Source organism: Acinetobacter sp. TWP2-2-3, assembly GCF_049896445.1.
Taxonomy (GTDB): domain Bacteria; phylum Pseudomonadota; class Gammaproteobacteria; order Pseudomonadales; family Moraxellaceae; genus Acinetobacter.
The window spans coordinates 76,442-92,523 of record NZ_JAFCUI010000003.1 but is presented as its reverse complement, the minus strand read 5'-3'; the positions used below and the strand labels follow the sequence as shown (position 1 = coordinate 92,523).

Sequence of the window (16,082 nt, the reverse complement as noted above, 5' to 3'; positions counted from 1 at the left end):
TATTTGATATCCCTTGATGGGTCGTTAGCTCAGCTGGTAGAGCAGCGGACTTTTAATCCGTTGGTCCCGCGTTCGAATCGCGGACGACCCACCATCTTCCGAAAGAATCACGTAAAAGTACACCACACTTTTGCGTCATAAAAATGGTCATCATCATTTTTATTCCTCGGGGTCGTTAGCTCAGCTGGTAGAGCAGCGGACTTTTAATCCGTTGGTCCCGCGTTCGAATCGCGGACGACCCACCATTCTTTCCTTAGAATGTTTCTCTGATTTCCCTTATTATATTTTAATTAAATTGCGATGTTTTGGTCGTGTATTTCTGCATCCAGATTTTATGTTCACGCGTTCCCGCAACTTGCCTTTATTGTCTAATCTAAATAGTATTTGAATTAAGCTTTCGACCAGATCAGCCGATTATTATCGGGCATTATTCTTGAATATGAAAGGATGTGTCTTTGACCAGTTCATAGGCTTTTGAAGGTGCCGGATAGCCACGATCAAATAATTCCCGGTTGGTTTTTTCCTTTTCACTATAGATTTTTTCCAGATTCATGACTAAGTGATTTGAATCTTTAATCTTATAGTAAAAGCTCGCCCCTTCTTTACGATTCACTACTATATCGGTACGCTCAGGATTGATAAACCAGCGGTCTTTACGGTAGGTGATATTGTGAGCGGTGCTGCTTTTGGTATTATCAATAAATACCTTCCCATACTGTAAAATACTGCGATGCACCGTACCGTCCGGCATTAGAGTCAAAATAAATTCTGCCTTACCTTCAGTACAAGGCGCAAAGCGGCCATCACAATCGATTTCAGTATGATAGCGGCCAATAAATGCTTTAGCATCCTCTGGTACAGTTACTGGGTTTAAATCAGCTTCTACCGGAACAGTCGCCTGCCCTGCGACCTGAGTTAAGGATTTGGCGCTGACAGTCACTACATCGGCCTTCGTATTGGCAGTGGAAATTTTAACGCCCTCTTCTGAGGTCGCCTGACTTTCCCCTTCAGGTTTGACTTGCTGCTGATCACAGGCTTGCAAAATCACCACACTCCCCAACATCAGGCTACATTTAAAAAAACTGCTTAATGTACAACGTGATACATCCAATTTCATTTTTAACAAACCTAAATAGGAAACATGGCGAGCAAAAAGAACACAGCAAAGCTGATGAACTTTACACAAGAGTTCAATAGAATTTTCACTATGTTAGTAGCTCTTAGATCTGGTTTTAATCTTTATTAACATTACTTAACGATTTTATTTGTAATCAGCACTTTAAAAAGTTTAAGTAAACTCCATTTCTTTAAGTATGGATCCAGTTTTAGGATTCAAACCTATTTTTAATCAGGAGATTTTAATGGCCAATGTTGGTTTATATCGCTCTAACCGCTCAAACATGATTGCAGGTGTGATGGGTGGTATTGCTGAACGTTTTGGTTGGAACGCAAATTTATTACGTCTGATTTTTGTGGTGATTTCAATCATGAGTGCCGCATTCCCGGGTATTTTGGTTTATCTGGTGTTGTGGTTAATCATGCCGAAAAAACAGTACAGAATTGATCATGACAGCGTTCATCAACCTCAGGGCTATCAAAATCCTGTGCGTACAGTGAATCAGGATAAACGCTATTAAGCTGTACAGTCATTTTTAACAAGCGTTCTTAACCAGTTTCATCGCAGAGCTTCCTCTTTCACCCCGGTTAAATGGGATGAAATTTTGATGCCACGGTAATTTCCCCAAGTTATCGTGGCTTTTTTTGCCTATATTTTTTGTTATTTCTTTGCTGTATTACAGCTTTTCACTTTCTTTCTTAGTTGAATTCACGATAAGTTCAAGATTCCAATTTTTGAAATGGATTTCACATGACTCAGGCAGAATGGATGATGCTGTGGCTCTGTGCCTTAGCAGCCCTGCTGCATGGTTTAAGCGGCTTTGGCTTTCCCATGATGAGTACGGCTGTTCTGTCCAGTGCATATCCGCTTAGTATCGCGGTTACGCTTGTCATTCTGCCCTGCCTGCTGCTGAATCTGATCATGCTGAATGCCGATCCTACGCATAGTCTCTTGAATAGCATTGGCTATTATATAAAACGCTATTGGCCACTAATGCTTAGTAGCCTGATCGGCAGTGTACTCGGGGTCAAACTGTTACTTTGGCTAAATGAGGCTTATTTAAAACTGTTATTAGGTCTAGTAATCATATTTTATGTCTTGGACCAATTACGGGCACGGCCTTTGCAAGTTAGTCCGCATATTTCCAGTATGCTCTGTTTTGGTTTACTGGCCGGCATTATTGGAGGTGCGACCAATGCTATGGCACCTTTTTTAATGATGTATCTGATGAGTTGCCAGCTGTCTAAAACAGCTATTGTCATTATCAGTAATCTCAATTTCATTGCCGGTAAACTGATCCAGCTGGTTTTACTTTTTCCAATTCTGATCACACTGGAAACCCATCAACAGCATATTCTGATCGGGATCAGCTTATTCGCCCTTGCTGGTGTCTGGATTGGAGGCAAAATACGCCATCGTTTATCTCAGCAACACTTCAAATGGATTGTCTTGGCTTTACTTTTCGGCTTGGGCCTGTATGCCTTCTGGCAAAGTACTGGATTATTGCAACAATCTGGTTATAGTATCTTTAAATAGGATATTTTTTAAGCAAAACAAAATTACAAATTTAAAGCTAATATAAAAAATGATGTAAATAAAAATCTTGCAAGGAGAGCATATGACTCAGACCAACCTAGCTACCCCGACCAATGCCATGCCCAAAGGGCTGCTTAAAGGCTGGATTCTTATTTTTGTCGCAGCCATTGTAGCCTATGGCTTATATCTTTACCTGCCCTATGACCAGAATGCCAATAAAGGACTGGCACTTTTAGCCTTTATCGGTATTTTATGGCTGACTGAAGCCATTCATATCACGATTACAGCTTTACTCGTCCCTGTGATGGCAGTATTACTGGCCATGCCAATGGCCTCTGGTGAAGAACTGGTTCCGATTACCACGCAAGCCGCTTTGGCCACTTTTGCCGATCCTGTCATTTTCCTGTTTTTTGGTGGTTTTGCGCTGGCAACGGCGTTGCATATCCAGAAACTGGACCGGAAAATTGCCATGTGGATCATCTCCATGTCCAGAGGGCATCTGGGCATTTCTGTACTGGCGATTTTTGTGGTGACGGCGCTGCTGTCCATGTGGATTTCCAATACGGCGACTGCTGCCATGATGCTGCCTTTGGCCTTAGGCTTGCTTTCACATCTGGATGTCAGCAAGGATCGTAAAACTTTTGTCTTTATCCTGCTCGGCATTGCCTATTCGGCCAGTATTGGCGGACTGGGCACCATGGTCGGTTCCCCTCCGAATGCCATTGCCGCCAAGGCCCTCGGCTATGATTTTGCCGACTGGATGAAAATCGGCTTGCCGATGATGTTCATTATTCTTCCTGCCATGCTGGTCAGTTTATATCTGGTACTACGTCCAAAACTGAATCATAAAATACAATTTGCGACCGAAGATATTCCCTGGACCGGCACCCGTATAGCCACCATGATCCTCTTTCTCTGTACTGCAATTGCCTGGATTTTCAGTAAAAAATTCACCGAAATTTTTGGTATTTCCCAGCCGGATACCTGGATTGCAATTTTGGCTGCCTGTATGGTGGTGATTCTGGGTACCGCAAGCTGGAAACAGATTGCAGAAAATACCGACTGGGGGGTCTTGTACCTATTTGGTGGTGGTCTGACCTTGAGTGCCATTCTGAAGGATTCAGGCAGTTCGCTGGTACTGGGTCAAACTCTGGCCAATGCCTTTGGTGATGCCTCCCCGCTGATGATTATTTTCGTAGTCGCTACTTTTATTATCTTCCTGACTGAATTTACCAGTAATACCGCTTCAGCTGCCTTGCTGGTACCAGTATTTGCCGCGATTGCGGATCAGATGGGCATGCCCAAAGAAATTCTGGTGATTGTCATTGGTATTGGTGCCTCATGTGCCTTTATGCTGCCGGTTGCTACCCCGCCAAATGCGATTGTTTTTGGAACCGGTCATATCCAGCAAAGCGAAATGATGAAAGTCGGTTTTGTACTGAATATCATGTGTATCTTTATTATTTCACTGTTTATTTACTGGTTCTTTATTTAATCATTAAAGTTTTAAGCATCACACCATCCACAAAGCACACTCCGGTGTGCTTTGTCGTATTAATCGCCTATATGTTGAATCTTTCTCTCATCGAAAAATAATATGCTTTTAACAATGATAAAGATAAAGTCTTTATATTAAAAACATCAAAAAGTAGCAGATAGATAGTGGACAGGATATTTCACTTAATCTCTCAACCGATCCAGAATTCCCCTTGGAAAATGACATTTAACCTCGCGCTTGCACCTCTGATCATAGCTGTAATTTTATTCCCTTATGCGCTATTTCATGAAGCCAGCTATGGGATTTTCTCCATTTTCAAGAGCCTGTTTTCAGCGCTTTTTATTAGCTTTTTTGTCTGCCTGACTTACTGGATGATGATCTTCCCTTTCCTATTGGTGACTCACCTGCTGCTACGCCATTATCAACTGTTTAATATCATCACGATTTTAATGAGCTGCGTACTGGGAACCCTGATTCTGGCCTATATCTCGCATCCTTCAAGTGAAAATTTTAGTTCCCATTTTTTGTTTCTGCTGTGTTTTTCCCTGCCGATGGCACTATTTTACAGTTTTCTCAGCCGGCAAGCTGACCAGAGTTGATCACACATGCTCTGTTAAATTCCGTTTTAATTCGGTTTTAAACTTTCATTTTAAAATGATTCAGCTCCTGATTCAGTGCGGCAATCATATCTGCCCGACTGATAATTCCCACCAATTGCTGCTCGCTCACCACCGGAATATAGTTGAACGAACGCTCGACAAAATACGGCACCAGATCCTGAATGGGTTGTAAAGGCTGCACCGTAATTACCTTACGGGTCATGATATGTTTGACCTGATGCTCCCAGCTGCTACGGACATCAGCCGCGCGCTTGAACCATTCCACCACCTGATACATTGCCAGTGTACCGACTAGTTGTTCATCGGCATTAACGACGGGCAGGCTCATCAGGTTCATCTGTTTAAACTTGTCCAGTGCGTGCTGGATATCATCATTTTCATGCAGGGTTGCCACATCCTTCGTCATAATATCCTGGCAGCTAAATTCATGCACCGCACGCGCATTGGCGCGGTTTTGTGCCTCCAGAATGATTTTTTGCAGGTCATATTCACTGATATCCAGCAGCTCGGTGCGCTGATCCAGCACTTCCTGAATATCCTGCGGTTGAATGGTGACTTTCTGGGTCGGCGTCGGATCCTTGGAACGAGTATTTAATTGGGCTTGCTGCGGATAATCCTTGCCAATCATCCGGTTAAAGACAATGGCAATTACCATCAGTAAAATTGAATTGAGTAGTACCGGATAAAATACAAAGGCATAACCGAGTTCATGCACCGGCTGGCCACCCAGCACTGCGGTAATCGCTACGGCGCCACTCGGTGGATGCAGGGAATCCGTGGTCATCATCAGGACGATCGCCAAGGCCACAGCTACACTAAAGGCTTCGGTCGGACTGGCAATTAACAAGGCACAGCTCACGCCAATCACGGCAGCAATGGTATTCCCGACCAGAATATTCCAGGGCTGTGCCAAAGGACTGGCAGGCACCGCAAACAGCAATACCGAGGATGCGCCCATCGGGGCAATATACCAGGCTTCAAAATCCCCCAAAATCCATAAGCTCAACAAGGACGAAACTACCAAACCCAATAGTGCTCCAGCTCCGCAGAGCAAACGGTCTTTGAGTGGAAGGACTTTGAAATTCGGTTTTAAGGTATTGAGCCAGTCGAGATGGGAGTGAAACACAATGCGCCTGATCTTATTGTTTATAGATTTTGGGCATTATAGAACCAAGCCAGATGAAAGGCATCTGTGTTTTACATCTTTTCATCATTCGCGAACGCAGGCTTTTTAAAACAATATTTCGCTTAGCTTAAAATACTCAACCAGATTTTTTTATAAGGGCTGCGCTATCTCCGCCCACCTCTGGAATGGAAAAAATCCTTTTAAGCCATTTCACTTAGATATCTCTTAGATCACTTTTATTACGGCCTATCATTCATTCAGGTTGAATCAATGGCTGGATTTTTAACAGCTCGACCTCACCATAATAGGTTGAAAATGCCACATCTCCGGCATCGATTCCAGTGCCGATCCGAATGAGATTTTCGACTGGAGCCAAACGGGTCGGATCAAACTGCACCCAGCCACCGTCTAAATAGGCTTCAAAAATGGCATGAAAATCGGGTAAAAACTTTTCAATTTCCACATAACCGACCACCATGCGTGCCGGAATTCCCAAGGCACGGCATAGGGCAATGCCTAAATGGGCAAAGTCACGACATACGCCTGCACGATGCACCAGTACATCTGTGGCAGTGGTAAATTGGTCGGAACTACCAGACACATAAAAAATATTGTTATAAATCCACTGTTCAATCGCCTTGACCCGCGTATAGCCCGGTGTCATCCAGCCAAATGAGCGTTTCGCCATTTCCAGTAATAAATCTGAATTGCAATAACGGCTGGCCAGCAAATAAGGCAAGACTTCATCGGGCAGCTCAGGAATGGCTACTTCTTTCAGACCTTGCTGAAGCTCAAGAGAGAGACTCGGTTGACGAACCACTGTCGCCGTATAATTCAGCTCAAAAGCGTCACAGGGTTCAACCTGTAGCCGAACATGACGGTTTTGATGCTGAGCATCCTGAAATTCATGCCATGCTACGGGCAGATTAAAGCTGAGTTTTTCTTCGAGAATATTCTGATCGGAATGATGTGCCGCCTGAAGCATAAAAATAAATTCTGTCGGTTGCACGACCTTGTATTTTAAATGGCATTGAATTTGGTAAGTGGTCATGAAGTTCCTTATTTTTAAGCATTATTATATTGCGTGAATATTAAACTAATTTTAGAGTCGCAATCGTATGAGATCCGTTGAACTTTATGATTCTCCGCTTAACAGCATGCCATACATCTGATTTATTCCTGATTTTCAGATCAGCCTGTATCGGCCAGTACAGCTAAAATCGCAGTAAGCTTCTAAATGCCGCGTATCCTTTAAGCCTGTTTTATTTTTTTCAAAAAAGTATCCGTACATTAACCCTTTGCCACTCCCCTGCAAAGTCCTTATAATTGAGCACAATTTTTCTCTAATTTTAAGTGGATGACCATGAGTCGCGCCATATCGCATATTGATACCTTCCAAGGCTTAATTCTTGCCTTACAAACTTACTGGGCGGAGCAAGGCTGCGTCATTTTGCAACCTTATGATATGGAAATGGGTGCAGGGACATTCCACACTGCGACTTTCCTTCGTGCGCTGGGTCCTGAAACCTGGAATGCCGCTTATGTTCAACCGTCACGTCGTCCGAAAGATGGTCGTTATGGTGAAAACCCGAACCGTTTGCAACATTATTATCAATTCCAGGTGGTGCTTAAGCCAAACCCGGACAATATCCAGCAGCTTTATCTCGATTCATTAAAAGCGATCGGTATTGATCCTTTAGTTCACGATATTCGTTTCGTAGAAGACAACTGGGAATCTCCAACACTGGGTGCTTGGGGCTTAGGTTGGGAAGTTTGGTTAAACGGTATGGAAGTAACGCAGTTCACGTACTTCCAGCAAGTCGGTGGTGTTGAGTGCTACCCTGTGACTGGCGAAATCACTTACGGTCTTGAACGTCTTGCAATGTACTTGCAAGGTGTAGACTCTGTTTATGATTTGGTTTGGACCAAAGGTCAGTTCGGTACGGTAACGTATGGTGATGTGTTCCATCAAAATGAAGTGGAACAATCGACCTATAACTTCGAATATGCCAACGTTGAAAAAATGTTTGAATTGTTCGATTTCTACGAAGCTGAGGCAACGCGCTTAATTGAAGCGAAACTTCCACTGCCTGCATATGAGCAAGTCGTGAAAGCATCACACAGCTTCAACTTATTGGATGCGCGTGGCGCGATTTCTGTGACTGAACGTCAACGTTATATTTTACGTGTACGTACCTTAGCCCGTTCAATTGCACAAAGCTATGTGGCTGCACGTGCGGAACTTGGTTTCCCAATGGCTGAACCTGCATTACGTGATGAAGTGTTGGCACAGTTAAAAGCACAAGTTGAAGCAGAAGCGAAAGAAGCAAACAAGGAGAGCAAATAATGTCTAAACATACCGTTTTGTTCGAATTGGGTTGTGAAGAACTTCCACCAAAAAGCCTGAAAAAATTACGTGATGCCTTACATGCAGAAACCGTAAAAGGCTTAAAAGATGCTGGTCTTGCTTTTGATTCAATCGAAGCCTATGCAGCACCACGTCGTCTTGCACTTAAAATTGTCAATGTTGATGCTGCACAAGCAGACACACAAAAACGTTTTGACGGCCCTGCCAAACAGGCAGCCTTTGATGCTGAAGGCAACCCGACGAAAGCACTTGAAGGCTTTATGCGTGGTCAAGGCATCACGGTTGATCAAGTATCAACTTTCCAAGCAGGTAAAGTTGAAAAAGTATGCTATTTAAAAGATGTCAAAGGTCAAAGCCTTGACGTTTTATTGCCACAAATTTTACAAAATGCATTGGATAATCTTCCAATCGCAAAACGTATGCGTTCTGCGGCAAGCCGTACTGAATTCGTACGTCCTGTGAAATGGGTTGTGTTGTTGAAAGACAACGATGTGGTTGATGCAACAATTCAAGACCACAAAGCAGGTAACGTGACTTATGGCCACCGTTTCCATGCACCTGAAGCAATCACTTTAGCGCATGCAGACGAATACTTAGCGAAGTTAAAAGCGGCTTACGTTGTAGCGTCTTTTGAAAAGCGTCAAGCCATCATCGATCAACAAGTCAAAGCACTTGCTGATGAAGTGAATGCCATTGCAATTGTCCCTGCGGATCTTCGTGACGAAGTGACTGCACTCGTTGAATGGCCTGTTGCGCTTCGTGCAAGCTTCGAAGAACGCTTCCTTGCTGTTCCTCAAGAAGCATTGATCACCACGATGCAGGACAACCAGAAGTACTTCTGCTTAGTGAACGCTGACAATAAACTTCAACCTTACTTCATTACTGTGTCAAACATCGAGTCGAAAGACCCGACACAAATTATTGAAGGTAACGAGAAAGTGGTTCGTCCACGTTTGTCAGATGCTGAATTCTTCTTCTTACAAGATCAAAAGCAACCGCTTGCATCTCGTAAAGAGAAACTTGCAAACATGGTATTCCAAGCTGAATTGGGTACGCTTTGGAACAAGTCTGAACGTATTGCGAAATTGGCTGTAGCACTTGCGCCTATTACAGGTGCAAAAGCGGAAGATGCTGAAAAAGCGGCGCTTCTTGCAAAATGTGACTTAACTTCTGAGCTTGTGGGTGAATTCCCTGAACTTCAAGGTATTGCAGGTACTTACTACGCACGTCTTGAAGGTGAAAATGCGGAAGTGGCTGAGTCTTTAGGTGAGCAATACTTACCTAAATTCGCAGGTGACGTTTTACCGAAAACCAAAACTGGTACAACCATTGCTCTTGCGGATCGTTTAGATACGCTCACAGGTATTTTCGGTATTGGTCAAGCGCCTACAGGTTCTAAAGACCCATTTGCACTACGTCGTTCTGCAATTGGTATTTTGCGTCTTGTGACTGAAAACGAGCTTGATGTTTCAATTGAAGATTTGATCAAACTTGCACTTGCTGCTTATGGCGATGTATTGAAAGATCACGACAAGACTTTGGCGGATGCTGTTGCATTCCTTGAAGGTCGTTACCGTGCGAAATACGAAGACCAAGGCGTGGCTGTTGATGTGATTCAAGCTGTTCAGGCGTTATCGCCAAAATCACCGCTTGATTTTGACAAGCGTGTAAATGCGGTTAATCACTTCCGTGCATTACCTGAAGCGGCTGCTCTTGCTGCTGCGAACAAGCGTGTTGCCAACATTCTGGCAAAAGAAACTGCTCCTGAAGGTGCTGTAGTTGAAGTAAACTTGGTTGAAGATGCTGAAAAAGCATTGTTCGCTGAACTTGCTAAAATTGCGCCTCAAGTTGAGCCGTTATTTGCTGCTAAAGACTATACTGCTGCGTTGTCTGCACTTGCTGCACTTCGTGCGCCAGTGGATGCGTTCTTTGACGGCGTCATGGTGATGGCTGATGATGCTGACCTGAAAGCAAACCGTTTACGTATGCTTGCGCAGCTTCGAGGCTTGTTTACGAAAGTGGCTGATATTTCGGTATTACAGCACTAAGTCAGACATTTGAAATAAAATTAAAACCCTGCTAGAAATAGTGGGGTTTTTTATTTTTCTCAATAATATGAAATTATCACAAGCACAAAAAGCATTAGAATTTTTAAAATCTAATCCTAACCAAAAATTTACAGCTAGATTTATTGCTGATAAATTAATTGCTACATATCCTCAAGACTATATTGAGAAAAGAAATAATATTAAATTTGAAAACAATGAAAGTGCTTTTAAACAACAAGTTATTCGAGAGTTATATAGTATTTTCCCAGACTTAATTCAAAATAATCCTTGTGTAAAATATCAAGAAAAACCAAGTCCACGCCAATATTGGTATGAACCAACTTCAAATCTTTCACCAGTAAAAGGAATTGACTTCCATAATTCATTAATTATTGATGCAGAAGACAATAATCCCCCATCGATTCAAGAAAAAATATTTTCAGAATATGACTTATATCCTGTATTGATAGAATACCTATCCCAAGAACTCAATTTGCTTACATTAAGAATTGATGAAAAAAGATCATCAAATACTAGAGGACAAAATGGTAATCAATGGCTACATCCAGATATTGTGGCAATGCAAGCATTAGATAATAAATGGAATGATCTAGTTAAAACTTGTGTAAAGCATAGTTCTGGACAAAATGTTCGACTTTGGTCATTCGAGGTAAAAAAAGAACTAAATAACTCAAATATTAGAAGTAGTTTTTTCCAAGCAGTAAGTAATTCTAGTTGGGCAAATGAAGGATATTTAGTTGCGACCTCAATTTCTACCAATGAAGTTGAAGAAGAACTTCGTATGCTCTCAGCCCTCCATGGTATTGGTGTAATAATTTTAATTCCTGAAAATCCTACTGAAAGCGAAATTTTGCTTCCTGCTCGCCGGAGACCAGAAGTGGATTGGCAATCAATAAATCGAATTTTAAATGAAAATTCCGACTTTAAAAATTTTATTGAATTAGTCTCAATTTATTATCAAACTGGTCGTATTCGTACGCAGGATTGGAATCGTTAATCATTGAGCTATAGTCATTTTCTAACCGATTCCCTATACTCAACCTAACAACACTCAACAAGAAAGAATCATATGAAATTTAAAACACTCATTCTGACTGGTCTTGCGAGTATCGCAGTTACAGCTTGTACATCTGCACCAAAAATCCCACAGCTTCAGGTTGGCGTCTTACAGGAAGTCCAAAACCTCGAAGTTGTTCCAGCTACCACCAACAACAAGGCAAAACTGACCAAATTTCTCGACAAATGCGTGATTGAATTCACCGGCGATATTGGCAATAACCGTGTCATTGAACAATGGTCATTTAAAGGCATGACTCTAATCGATGCCGGCTCAGCGACTTTCCAGCGCGACGGTACTAGCACTGCACAAAAATTTGACCTGCACGATGCAGGCGTACAAAAGAACTTTGTCAGCTTACGCGAACATTTCGCCAAAGATGCCCTGACACAATGTGACTAAAAAAATCGCCTTGTTTCTAGTCTAAGAACAGGGCTTTTATTTTGCTAAAAATCAATTCGACACTTGGGCTAATTTCTACTGCCCTTTCTTTAAAAATTACAATATTTCGGCACAGATCCACCTGAAAGCTCTGCACTCTTCACAGGATATTCATTGTTTTTGGCCCATTATCCGTTACACTGAAAAACAAACTCAGACCGCACTTAGACGAATTCGAGGTCGATCCATAATGAATATCAAAACCCCAATTATTTTAACGACAGCTTTAATGCTTTCTGTTCCAGCATTCGCACAAACCACGACTCAGTCTGCTAAACCGGTTAAGCCTTATGGTGAAAATCCGAACCTGCTGCATGTCTTTGCTTATAAAGCACAGGAAGGCGTGATTAATACCGCCGAGAAAGTCGGTGAAGCAACGGAAAAAGGCATTGCCAAAATCAAGCCAGGGGTAGACCGGGCCTGGAGCAATACCAAATCTGCAACCTCGGATACACTGCAAAAGGTAGATCAGGGAGCAACTCAGGCAGCCCAGCAAACTGGTCAGAAAATCCAGCAGACTAAAGAAGTCTGGCGTGGCAATTCACAGCAGGCACCTATCGTGCAGCAGCCTTTAAGCCAGTCAAATGCGACGCAAAACCCAAATACACCACAGCCTCAACCCCAGTCTGGATCAGCCACCAGTTATGCGGTAACCGATTGATAAGAAAAGCCCGTGATGGGCTTTTTTATTTTTAGCGAATAAAACTATTATCTTGTATCGACGCGATCTATCAATTGACCTGTCGGATCGGCTGACCTTGTTTAAATGCTGCTACATTTTCCACCATTTGATCCACAATCCGTTGTCGTGCATCAACACTGCCCCACGCATTATGCGGTGTCACAATCAGGTTGGGAATCGTTGAATCAAGTAGTACATTGCCCTGTTTCGGTGGCTCTACCGTGAGTACATCCGTCGCTGCACCGGCAATCTTGCCTGCACGCAGAGCCTCAACCAATGCCGCTTCATCAACAATTCCACCACGCGCACAGTTAATTAAAAATGCACTGCTTTTCATTGCATCCAGTTCAGCATGACTGATTAAATGGTGGGTATCTTCAGTGAGTGGACAATGCAAAGTTAAAAAATCGACTTGAGGAAGCAGCTCGGTAAATGGGATACGGGATGCATCCGCCGGACGATTTGGCAGCGCGGCAATAAGCACTTTCATGCCAAAGGCTTCGGCCAGTTTCGCCACCGCATGGCCCAGTTCGCCATAACCCACAATGCCCAATGTTTTTCCGGCCAGCTCGACAATTGGCGCATCCAGCAAACAGAACTGACTGGCTTTTTGCCATTCGCCTTGTTCTAATGCACGTTGATAAGACAGGAATGAAGTCGCCAGATTGAGCATCAACATGATGGTATGCTGCGCGACTGCCGAAGTGCCATAAGCCTGACAGTTACACACGACGATCCCTTGCGCTTTGGCCGCCTCAAGGTCGACATTATTGGTGCCGGTTGCAGAGATTAAAATGAGTTTGAGTTGAGGGCATTGCTGAATCGTAGCTGCATCGATCATCACCTTATTCGTAATGATGACATCGACATCAGCTACACGGGATGCAATCTCGGCAGCCGAGGTCGCCGGATACAAAACTAGTGAATCAAATACTGCATGCAGTGCCTGAAAGTCCAAATCCTGCTGGTCTAAAGAAGCATAGTCTAAATAAACGGCTTTCATGGCTGTTCCCTCAATCCTGTTTGACAATTTATGTCTGTCATTTAAAACAAGTCATTGAGGCTTTTCAACCTGTTTCCAGCCTGATGCAATTAATCCAACGGTTTATCCATATGATTACGTAGTGACTTGCGAATTCGATACACCACATACACAGACAGAATAATCATAAAGATGATGGACGCACTGACCATGATCACTGCAGGATGCACAGTTTCTGCATGCGCCAGATTAGGTAGAACCAAACCGAAGATAAAACATACTTGCATCATAGAGATCCCCTTCTTCGTTTCAACCATCGGGAACGATATAATTGGTTTATTATTTATACCGCTTATCTCTATATTATGCCAAGCTCATCACAAGTCAAGTAATTGTTTTTTATAAAAATTTTTAGTTAACTTATCTCACTGTGCGTCACAAACTGCGTATTTTTGTCACTATCGTCGATAAAAGCAGCAGCACCATACTCATTGGTACTCAGATTCAGCTGCTTATAGCTAAACATATAAAAATCGCTATAACGCTTCATTAAAATCGGGTGCATGCCCAGACTAAGCTCATCCTGTTCCTTGATCAGTTTCATGATATGCCGGTCATTCATCACCACCAAATAACGTTCATCATTCAGATTAATACTCAATAAACCATTACCTTTGGCATAAATCGGAATCAGAAATTTATGGTTCAGGGCAATTGCACCTTCTGCATAACTTTCGATTTTATGGCTGATGACATTAAATACCAGACCATGTCCATAGTGGTCCAATAACAGCTGACGATTTTCCTGCGGCAAATTCACATGAATGCCCAGTTTGAGCAGGTCATGCTGATCGACCTGCTTATTGCGTAACAATTCCCGCAAAATCACCTGTTTCTGGCTGGCATCAAAAAACTGGTTATCCAGTTGCAGATCGTTATTTTTCAGAATGTGTCCCAAGGCCATGCGGTGTCGTGGCAAGACATTTTCAATCACCTTGCGATAATAGAACTTGCTGTTTTTCTTGACCCTGCGCATTTTCTGATAGAAATAGCTTGGATCATATTCATGTACCAAAAAATCATAAAGCAATTCTGAACTGGCCAAAACTGCAATCGCATCATGTCCGGTAAAAGGTAGATGCAGCACATGATGATGTGGGATTAGTGTCTCTAATTTCAGATAATGGGCACGATCTTCGGCACAGTAGGGATCATAGACAATAATATATTCGCAGGCGTTGTCGATATCTTCGGCTGCAACCCGCATATTTGTATTCAGCTCTGGCTGATAGAACATGTTATAACGGGCATCATGTACATCTTCCGGATCGATCGAGTATTGCGGCACCATCGCCACCACCCGTTGTACGCCCAAGGCACGGGAATACTTGATCGCAGCATAGCCACCCATCGAACCGCCATACGCAATACGCTGCTGAAACGGCGCAATCAGATCTGCGATGGCTTGCAACATGTTCCACATGGAACCTTGCGGAAACCAGGATTTATGCTTGGGCATAATACCAAGCACATTAAGCTCGAATTTCGCCAGTGACTTTTCTGCATTGATGTTGAGGCCCTTGGCACGGGTAATCAAATCGCCAAATGAAAAAATCAGTTCTGAAGAAGATCCCGGCATAAAAATCGCGCGTATATGTTCATCTTCAAAAACAATCTGCTTGTCCATAACTTTCCCATGCTGGTAAATCGAACCCTTCCACAACAATTCAGTCAATGAACGCTGTCAAAAAAGTGAATATGCTATTTTATATCGATCAAAAAGATTAAAAAGCGCAAAATATGACACAATCATTACATCCTGCAGCAAAACGGGGTTTTAGTGCGTCGGCTGAGCTCTATCAGCAAGTGCGTCCCGATTATCCGGCAGAAATCAGCCAGTGGCTGAGTGAAACGCTGGCTTTGCCTGCAGATGCGCATCTTTTGGATTTGGGCAGCGGCACCGGCAAGTTTATCCCCTATTTACGCCCGCTCAGTAAGCACATTATCGCGATTGATCCTGTCCCGGAAATGCTGGCTCAATTACAACAGGCGCATCCGGACATTCATGCTCTTGAAGGCGTTAGCCATCAACTTCCCCTGCCTGATCATAGCCTGAATGCGGTATTTTGTGCACAGTCATTTCACTGGTTTGCCGATTCTGCTACCTTACAAGAATTAGATCGGGTACTCAAACCGCAGGGTTATCTGGTGTTAATTTGGAATCAGCGCGATACTCGGGTGGACTGGGTTCAGGCCTTGGCCGATTGTATTGCCCCATTGGAAGGCGATACGCCGCGCTATCATAGCGGTGCCTGGCGCGAGGTCTTTGCACAGCAAACGCTATTTCAGCCCTATGCAGAAACCACAATGACCCAGCAACAGCATGGCAGTGTCGAGCAGGTGGTATCCAAGCGGCTGCTCTCGACTAGTTTTATTGCAGCCATGCCTGAACAGCAGCAGGCACAGTTAAAACAACAATTTGAACAGATCATCCAGCAATATACAGCCAAAAGCGCAGAGGAAATGATCGATTTTCCTTATGTCACCCATATCTATGTGTTCAAGAAAAGTAATTAAAAACAGGAG

At 43.2% G+C, this 16,082-nt stretch carries 16 protein-coding genes and 2 tRNA genes; 12 read left to right on the top strand and 6 right to left on the bottom strand.

Annotated elements, in window-relative coordinates:
- The first annotated feature begins 18 nt into the window (after positions 1-18).
- A tRNA-Lys gene (locus ACP7AK_RS05875) sits at positions 19-94 on the top strand.
- Between the two features lie 75 nt (positions 95-169).
- Positions 170-245, top strand: a tRNA-Lys gene (locus ACP7AK_RS05870).
- Positions 246-427: 182 nt separating this feature from the next.
- On the opposite strand, the gene ACP7AK_RS05865 is transcribed toward ACP7AK_RS05870, so the two are convergent.
- Entirely contained in the window at positions 428-1,117 is a 690-nt protein-coding gene (locus ACP7AK_RS05865; protein WP_314107582.1) for a hypothetical protein, read from the bottom strand.
- A gap of 244 nt (positions 1,118-1,361) precedes the next feature.
- On the opposite strand from ACP7AK_RS05865, the gene ACP7AK_RS05860 reads away from it, so the two are divergent.
- From ACP7AK_RS05860 to ACP7AK_RS05845, 4 genes are all read left to right on the top strand, one after another.
- Positions 1,362-1,637: a PspC domain-containing protein gene (locus ACP7AK_RS05860; protein WP_004278536.1), complete on the top strand. Its 276-nt coding sequence runs from the start codon at positions 1,362-1,364 to the stop codon at positions 1,635-1,637.
- Positions 1,638-1,867: 230 nt separating this feature from the next.
- Positions 1,868-2,653: a sulfite exporter TauE/SafE family protein gene (locus tag ACP7AK_RS05855; RefSeq protein WP_219308259.1), complete on the top strand. Its 786-nt coding sequence runs from the start codon at positions 1,868-1,870 to the stop codon at positions 2,651-2,653.
- 82 nt (positions 2,654-2,735) lie between these two features.
- Positions 2,736-4,148 carry an SLC13 family permease gene (locus tag ACP7AK_RS05850; protein ID WP_425879042.1) on the top strand — a complete coding sequence of 471 codons (1,413 nt, stop codon included), beginning with the start codon at positions 2,736-2,738 and terminating at the stop codon, positions 4,146-4,148.
- Positions 4,149-4,369: 221 nt separating this feature from the next.
- Complete coding sequence (locus ACP7AK_RS05845; protein WP_425879040.1) at positions 4,370-4,750, top strand: hypothetical protein; 381 nt, start codon at positions 4,370-4,372, stop codon at positions 4,748-4,750.
- A 37-nt stretch (positions 4,751-4,787) separates the two neighbouring features.
- On the opposite strand, the gene ACP7AK_RS05840 is transcribed toward ACP7AK_RS05845, so the two are convergent.
- Together ACP7AK_RS05840 and ACP7AK_RS05835 are read right to left on the bottom strand one after the other, a co-directional pair.
- Positions 4,788-5,897, bottom strand: a complete 1,110-nt coding sequence (locus tag ACP7AK_RS05840) for an HPP family protein (RefSeq protein ID WP_044111804.1) — start codon at positions 5,895-5,897, stop codon at positions 4,788-4,790.
- 253 nt (positions 5,898-6,150) lie between these two features.
- On the bottom strand, positions 6,151-6,948 hold the full coding sequence (locus ACP7AK_RS05835; protein WP_425879037.1) for a transglutaminase-like domain-containing protein: 798 nt from the start codon (positions 6,946-6,948) through the stop codon (positions 6,151-6,153).
- A 312-nt stretch (positions 6,949-7,260) separates the two neighbouring features.
- Between ACP7AK_RS05835 and glyQ the strand changes: the two genes are divergently transcribed.
- From glyQ to ACP7AK_RS05810, 5 genes are all read left to right on the top strand, one after another.
- Positions 7,261-8,244: a glycine--tRNA ligase subunit alpha gene (glyQ, locus tag ACP7AK_RS05830; protein ID WP_005102966.1), complete on the top strand. Its 984-nt coding sequence runs from the start codon at positions 7,261-7,263 to the stop codon at positions 8,242-8,244.
- Positions 8,244-10,313, top strand: a complete 2,070-nt coding sequence (gene glyS / locus ACP7AK_RS05825) for a glycine--tRNA ligase subunit beta (RefSeq protein WP_425879035.1) — start codon at positions 8,244-8,246, stop codon at positions 10,311-10,313. The genes glyQ and glyS overlap by 1 nt, the downstream gene beginning before the upstream one ends.
- A 67-nt stretch (positions 10,314-10,380) precedes the next feature.
- On the top strand, positions 10,381-11,331 hold the full coding sequence (locus tag ACP7AK_RS05820) for a COG2958 family protein (RefSeq protein ID WP_005250534.1): 951 nt from the start codon (positions 10,381-10,383) through the stop codon (positions 11,329-11,331).
- Positions 11,332-11,403: 72 nt separating this feature from the next.
- Positions 11,404-11,793 carry a hypothetical protein gene (locus ACP7AK_RS05815; RefSeq protein ID WP_004278545.1) on the top strand — a complete coding sequence of 130 codons (390 nt, stop codon included), beginning with the start codon at positions 11,404-11,406 and terminating at the stop codon, positions 11,791-11,793.
- A 229-nt stretch (positions 11,794-12,022) separates the two neighbouring features.
- Positions 12,023-12,493 (top strand): hypothetical protein, encoded by a 471-nt coding sequence (locus tag ACP7AK_RS05810; RefSeq protein ID WP_425879032.1) that lies wholly within the window; start codon positions 12,023-12,025, stop codon positions 12,491-12,493.
- A 70-nt stretch (positions 12,494-12,563) separates the two neighbouring features.
- On the opposite strand, the gene ACP7AK_RS05805 is transcribed toward ACP7AK_RS05810, so the two are convergent.
- From ACP7AK_RS05805 to ACP7AK_RS05795, 3 genes are all read right to left on the bottom strand, one after another.
- A complete protein-coding gene (locus tag ACP7AK_RS05805; RefSeq protein WP_425879030.1) occupies positions 12,564-13,517 on the bottom strand; it encodes a 2-hydroxyacid dehydrogenase in 954 nt (317 codons plus the stop codon).
- A gap of 89 nt (positions 13,518-13,606) precedes the next feature.
- On the bottom strand, positions 13,607-13,786 hold the full coding sequence (locus ACP7AK_RS05800) for a hypothetical protein (protein WP_004729374.1): 180 nt from the start codon (positions 13,784-13,786) through the stop codon (positions 13,607-13,609).
- A 125-nt stretch (positions 13,787-13,911) separates the two neighbouring features.
- Complete coding sequence (locus ACP7AK_RS05795) at positions 13,912-15,183, bottom strand: hypothetical protein (RefSeq protein ID WP_425879028.1); 1,272 nt, start codon at positions 15,181-15,183, stop codon at positions 13,912-13,914.
- Between the two features lie 113 nt (positions 15,184-15,296).
- On the opposite strand from ACP7AK_RS05795, the gene ACP7AK_RS05790 reads away from it, so the two are divergent.
- Positions 15,297-16,073, top strand: coding sequence for a class I SAM-dependent methyltransferase (locus ACP7AK_RS05790; protein ID WP_425879026.1), 777 nt, complete (start codon positions 15,297-15,299; stop codon positions 16,071-16,073).
- Positions 16,074-16,082: the final 9 nt, after the last annotated feature.

Excerpts from the sequence above, each read along its gene's own strand:
- ACP7AK_RS05865 (WP_314107582.1), bottom strand. The coding sequence starts at position 1,117 with ATGAAATTGGATGTATCACGTTGTACATTAAGCAGTTTTTTTAAATGT.
- ACP7AK_RS05860 (WP_004278536.1), top strand. The coding sequence starts at position 1,362 with ATGGCCAATGTTGGTTTATATCGCTCTAACCGCTCAAACATGATTGCA.
- ACP7AK_RS05855 (WP_219308259.1), top strand. The coding sequence starts at position 1,868 with ATGACTCAGGCAGAATGGATGATGCTGTGGCTCTGTGCCTTAGCAGCC.
- ACP7AK_RS05850 (WP_425879042.1), top strand. The coding sequence starts at position 2,736 with ATGACTCAGACCAACCTAGCTACCCCGACCAATGCCATGCCCAAAGGG.
- ACP7AK_RS05845 (WP_425879040.1), top strand. The coding sequence starts at position 4,370 with ATGACATTTAACCTCGCGCTTGCACCTCTGATCATAGCTGTAATTTTA.
- ACP7AK_RS05835 (WP_425879037.1), bottom strand. The coding sequence starts at position 6,948 with ATGACCACTTACCAAATTCAATGCCATTTAAAATACAAGGTCGTGCAA.
- glyQ (WP_005102966.1), top strand. The coding sequence starts at position 7,261 with ATGAGTCGCGCCATATCGCATATTGATACCTTCCAAGGCTTAATTCTT.
- glyS (WP_425879035.1), top strand. The coding sequence starts at position 8,244 with ATGTCTAAACATACCGTTTTGTTCGAATTGGGTTGTGAAGAACTTCCA.
- ACP7AK_RS05820 (WP_005250534.1), top strand. The coding sequence starts at position 10,381 with ATGAAATTATCACAAGCACAAAAAGCATTAGAATTTTTAAAATCTAAT.
- ACP7AK_RS05815 (WP_004278545.1), top strand. The coding sequence starts at position 11,404 with ATGAAATTTAAAACACTCATTCTGACTGGTCTTGCGAGTATCGCAGTT.
- ACP7AK_RS05810 (WP_425879032.1), top strand. The coding sequence starts at position 12,023 with ATGAATATCAAAACCCCAATTATTTTAACGACAGCTTTAATGCTTTCT.
- ACP7AK_RS05805 (WP_425879030.1), bottom strand. The coding sequence starts at position 13,517 with ATGAAAGCCGTTTATTTAGACTATGCTTCTTTAGACCAGCAGGATTTG.
- ACP7AK_RS05800 (WP_004729374.1), bottom strand. The coding sequence starts at position 13,786 with ATGATGCAAGTATGTTTTATCTTCGGTTTGGTTCTACCTAATCTGGCG.
- ACP7AK_RS05795 (WP_425879028.1), bottom strand. The coding sequence starts at position 15,183 with ATGGACAAGCAGATTGTTTTTGAAGATGAACATATACGCGCGATTTTT.
- ACP7AK_RS05790 (WP_425879026.1), top strand. The coding sequence starts at position 15,297 with ATGACACAATCATTACATCCTGCAGCAAAACGGGGTTTTAGTGCGTCG.